Genomic DNA, 5,277 nt, shown 5'->3' on the forward strand with positions numbered 1-5,277 from the left:
CGGGCTTAAGGACTGGTTTGTTTTTCCTCACATGGGTGACGGCGGGCTTGCGCTGGGCGCTGCAATGCAGGTTAATTTCGAGCTGAACAGCGTTTCCAGATATGATTTTAGCAGCATATATTTTGGCACAGAATATTCTGATGAGGAAATAGAAAGCGAGCTTAAGGCGGGCAAGGTTAAATATTCAAAGAGGGATGGAATTGAAAAAGAGGTTGGAGACCTCATCTCAAATGACAAGATTGTGATGTGGTTCCAGGGAAGGATGGAATACGGCCCAAGGGCTCTTGGGAACAGAAGCATTGTTGCAAGCGCATCCAAGAAAGATGTAAAGGACACCCTTAACATAATGCTTAAGAGGAGGGATTGGTTCCAGCCATTCTGCCCCTCTGTATTGGAGGAGGAAGCGCACAAATTTTTCAAGGATGTTGGAAGATTTGACAGATTCATGACAATGGGTTACATGACAAGGGAAAATGCCAGAAAAGGGCTTGAAGCAGTAATGAATGTGGATAATTCTGTAAGGCCCCAGATGCTGGGTGCAGAGAATCAGCTTTACAGAAGGATGATAGAGCAGGTGAAAAAGAACACCGGCGATGGCATAATACTCAATACATCTTTTAACATACACGGCTTCCCTATTGTTATGACGCCAAAAGATGCAATAAGCTCATTCAAAACAACAAAAGCAGGTTATCTTGCAATAGGGAATTTCCTGGCAAAGCAGTGATTAAATATGAAATGGAAAAAAATTTTAATGGTTCTGCCAACAGCAGCAATTTTGCTATTAAGCCTCTTTATCTGCCTTCGCCTAAGGATAGATGAGAAGCCTCTTCAAGATGGAATTTATCCTGTTTTCCTAATAGCAAACCTGATGCTTCTTGCGCTCTTTTTATGGCTTTCCAGAAAGGACATTTCGGGCTCCTTCAGAAAAATTGAAAGGAAAACCTGGCTTATCATTGGAATAATACTGATTCTTGCGCTGTGCATACGCGTATTTGTTGCTCCCCATGACCACCGTATTTATTATGATGAGGACATATACCTCAATATTGCCCAGAACATAGCCACGCAGGGAAAGTCGTGCGTCTGCGATTATGGCACGCCTAAGGAATGCTTTTCCTGCATATACAACAAGCAGCCTTACGGAAGCCCTGCTTTCTATTCAATATTCTTCATGATTTTCGGGGTTTCTGAAAAAGTGGCTTTTGCTGTATCCGTAGCAACTTCAATAATCGGAATTTTGATAATTTTCCTTATATCTTACCTGCTTTTCAAAAAGGAGGATATTGCATTATATTCCGCCCTTGCCTTCTCCCTAATTCCCATTCATATACTTTGGAGCGCAACACAATCGCTCGACATAATATTTTTATTTTTCTCGTCACTGGCAATACTTATGCTGTTATTATACATTAAAAAGAAAAGCGCTTGCCTTGCATTTGCCTTCTTCCTTGCGCTTTCCTATGCAAGCCAGATAAGGCCTGAATCCCTTCTCATGGCTCCTGTTGCTGCAGTGTTCTTTATTGCTTTAGACAATGACTTAGCTAAAACTATAACAAGCAGGAAGTTCCTTTTTGCTCTTTCAATTTTCCTGATTATGATTTTTCCGACAATCCAGCACACGCTTAATATGAGAAATGAGGACTGGGGCGCCTACAACGGGGAAAAGTTCAGCCTGGGTTCAATAAAGGGCAATATTATAGCGAATTCCGGGTTCTTTTTTGAAAACACAAGATTCCCTCTTTTTTTCACAATAGCGTCAATAATCGGGCTTATTGCAGGAGTTTTTAGTTTCAAAAGGAAGGTTTTCCCTTTTCTTACCTGGTTCCTGCTCTTCTTTTTCATCTTCATTCCATTCTATGCAGGAAGCTTTAACTACGGGCAGGATGTCAGGTTCAGCCTTAATCTTTATCCTGCAGTTGCAATTTTCTCTGGGTTAGGCTTCTACTTTCTAAGCAGGATAATAAAAGGGCTTATTGAGAAAAACCATATTGAAAAGCGGGTAAGAGCATCTGAAGGGGCAGTTCTCATAGTGACTTTATGCATAATAGCAATAACAATAGTTCCTTTCCTGGACAAGATTTCATATTTTGGGGAGGAGTCATGGGAATCGCAGTTTTACCATGATTTCATAGTCAGAAATGCCCCTGAAATAAAGAACTGCATTGTGGTTTCCCATGTTACATCCCTGTTTATCTTAAATGGCGTTCCATCAATCCAGACCCACATGGCTGTTGACAATGAGACAATGAAGGAGCTTAAGAGCAGGTATGACTGCATCCTTTTTGATGAGGGCTACTGGTGCGTAAATGATCCCTTTCATAGGGAAGGAATCTGCAAGCAGTTCAAGGACCAGAACTCGCTAAGCATCTACAAACAGGAAACAAAAAGGGACAGGACATACACTCTTTACCAGGTTGAAAATTAAGCATGGATATTATCCCTGATTTGTTTTAAATTATAAATGAGATTTTTGGGATTTCTTAAAAATATACATAAATTTCTAAAAAGCCAAATTATAAATATGGGAATATTTTGGATATGAGTATGAATAAAGAGCTTGCCCTTATGGGCAATATCCTTAAATCAAATTTGCCTGCAAAAATGCTTCCATATAAGCTCACATTTGCAGTCACTTATAGGTGCAACTCCAGATGCAAGACCTGCAACATCTGGAAGAAAAAGCCGGAAAACGAGCTTTCGCTCGGGGAGATAGAAAAAATTTTTTCAGAATACCCTGACTTTGACTGGATAGACATAACGGGGGGGGAAATCTTCCTCAGAAACGACATTGCCGAAATCGCAGGGGCAATAATAAGGAAATGCAAAAACCTTTACATATTGCACTTCCCCACAAACGGGCTTATGCCTGAGCTCATTGTAAAAAAAACAGAAGAAATCCTCAGGTTTAACCCCAAAAAGTTAATAATCACAGTTTCCCTTGACGGACCAAAAAAGGTTCATGAAAAGATAAAGGGAATTCCGGGAGGATTTGAAAAGGTGATTAAGACATTTTCAGGGCTCAGGAAGATAAGGAGCAGGAATCTGAGCGTCTTCTTTGGATTCACCATCTCAGAATACAATGCAGGAATGTTTGAGAATACTTTTAATGCAGTAAAAAAGCTCATTCCCGGAATAAGATATGATGATTTCCACATAAACATAATGCACGCATCAAAGCATTATTACGGGAATGACAATGCAGAATTTGACAGGGAAAAAGCAGTCTCTGAGGTGAATAATTTCCTTAGGCACAGGAAAAAATCCCTGAATCCGGTTTTTCTGCTGGAAAGAAAATACCTTTCGCTTGTTGAAAAATACCTTAAGACAGGAAAGACTCCCATTTCCTGCAGGGCATCCTCTCTTTCCTGCTTCATAAGCCCTTCTGGAATAGTCTATCCCTGCCTGATTATGGGGTGCAAACTTGGCTCACTGAGGGATAATAATTACAATCTCAAGAGGATACTCGGGTCAAGGCATGCAGAGGATGTTTTTAAGAATATAAGAGCGGGAAGGTGCCCGCAGTGCTGGACTCCCTGCGAGGCATACCAGAACATACTTGCTAATCTCAAACTATTTCTATAAAAAGATAGATAAAATTCTTACCAAATTTTTTGCCTTTGCAGTTATTTATACTTTTACTTCTACAAAAGAATTCTAAAAAAAAATTACGGCGAAATGCATTGGCCAGCACAATTACAAACGTTTGGTGCACTACATCCAGTACATGACCTGCAGCTAGTGGTGGCTCTAGTTGTAGATGCAGCAATAGTAGTAGGTGCAACTGTAGTGGCTCTTGTACTGGTTGCTGCAATTGTAGTAGGTGCAATTGTAGTGGCTCTTGTACTGGTTGCTGCTGATGTGGTGCTCTGCGTTGGAGTGCTTCCTATAGCAACACATCCGCAGCCAACACCTGCACACTGACATAGGCAGAGATAACCAGATGCGCATACATATGCTGCTTCTGAACAGCTAGCAAGGGGTTTTGTCTCACAGTAATATCCAACAATGCTTCCTCCATTAACGCAAGTTTTACATGGTCCGGTGCAAGAAGCATCGCAGTGACTTGCTATAGTAGTTGTAGTACCCACTGTAGTAGTACTCGCAGTAGTACTCGCAGTAGTTGTCTGGCATGTTCCTCCTACGCATGTTTCTCCGAAATATATGCATGAAGTTACGCAATTGCCGCCACTGCAGTAGAGGCAGCTTGCTGAACTGCATGTAACACCTTCGCACAGGTCTGTATAAGTTGCTGTTGTGGTTGACCCTGAAGGATGACACACCCATGTTCCACAATTGCATGTTACTGTACCTGTGCAGCTAGGCTGGCTTCCCGAGCATGCAGTATCAGTTGGGCATGATGTTGTAGTTGAAGTAGTTCCTGCAACTGTAGTTGTTGAACTACCTGCAACTGTAGTTGATGAAGTACCTGCAACTGTAGTTGTCGAAGTACCTGTAGCTGTTGAAGTAGACCTTCTTGTAGTTGTTGAAGTACCTGTACCTGCAGTTGTTGTTGAAACAGTTGTGCCTGTTGAGCTGACTGTGATTGCAATAGATGGAGGAGCAGTATACGCCCAATCATCAGCTGCTGTATCAGAGAAATTTCCTTGTATCAATCCATAACAAGTATAAATGCCCGGAGTAGATGCAGGGAAAGTAAAAACATGAGAACATGTTTTTAGCCCGGTGCACTCATAAGTAGAGTAGGACGCTGTTTCTCCCGGTTTTACCATAATCTGCTTTATCCCGTCATCATCATAGCCGGTAACAGTTAAAACCATACTGCCGCCAACTGTAACAGCCGCGCTCTGAGCAGAAAGTGTTCCATAAGCAGCATAATTCGAAGTAGGAGTTGGACTTGGAGTCGGAGTTGGACTTGCAATTGTCTGGCATATTCCTGCAGCGTCGCATGTTTTTCCGCCTGCGCATGTTCCGCAGTTGCATCCGCTGAAAGTCCCGCACTCTTTTCCTGTGCATACTGTTGCGCACACTTCTGACTCGCAGTATATGCACCTATAATTTGTCGGGCAGTATCTGCCTGAAACATTTACGCATCCTGTTTGAGTCGGGTTTGTGCTTACTATGCACTCATATCCTGCACCTGTGCATTCAGTTGTTGGTGCGCAGTCAATGTCAGCTGAGCATATGTTTGCTCCTATTCCGAGAATTGACACGCATTGATGCTCTGCTGAGCAGTCCGTATGGCTGATTTTGCAGTCATCGTCTTTTGAGCATGTGTCTGCTCCTGCGCCAGAGCTTATTGCGCATTTGGCAAGC

Annotated in this window: 4 protein-coding genes; 3 read left to right on the plus strand and 1 reads right to left on the minus strand. The window is 42.2% G+C overall.

Translation table 11 applies throughout. The features are described 5' to 3' along the window. The 3 genes from NTV63_02305 to NTV63_02315 form a co-directional block, all read left to right on the plus strand. Positions 1–727: carbamoyl transferase (locus NTV63_02305; GenBank protein ID MCX6709766.1), on the plus strand; the 727-nt coding region annotated here is incomplete at its 5' end. Between the two features lie 27 nt (positions 728–754). Then, positions 755–2,428, plus strand: a complete 1,674-nt coding sequence (locus NTV63_02310; GenBank protein ID MCX6709767.1) for a glycosyltransferase family 39 protein — start codon at positions 755–757, stop codon at positions 2,426–2,428. 119 nt (positions 2,429–2,547) lie between these two features. Continuing rightward, a complete protein-coding gene (locus tag NTV63_02315; GenBank protein MCX6709768.1) occupies positions 2,548–3,585 on the plus strand; it encodes a radical SAM protein in 1,038 nt (345 codons plus the stop codon). A gap of 83 nt (positions 3,586–3,668) precedes the next feature. Here NTV63_02315 and NTV63_02320 read toward each other — a convergent pair. After that, a partial coding sequence (locus NTV63_02320) for a hypothetical protein (GenBank protein MCX6709769.1) occupies positions 3,669–5,277 on the minus strand: 1,609 nt, incomplete at its 5' end.

This window comes from Candidatus Woesearchaeota archaeon (assembly GCA_026394965.1).
Taxonomy (GTDB): Archaea; Nanobdellota; Nanobdellia; order Woesearchaeales; family 0-14-0-80-44-23; genus JAPLZQ01.

Excerpts from the sequence above, each read along its gene's own strand:
- NTV63_02310 (MCX6709767.1), top strand. The coding sequence starts at position 755 with ATGGTTCTGCCAACAGCAGCAATTTTGCTATTAAGCCTCTTTATCTGC.
- NTV63_02315 (MCX6709768.1), top strand. The coding sequence starts at position 2,548 with ATGAATAAAGAGCTTGCCCTTATGGGCAATATCCTTAAATCAAATTTG.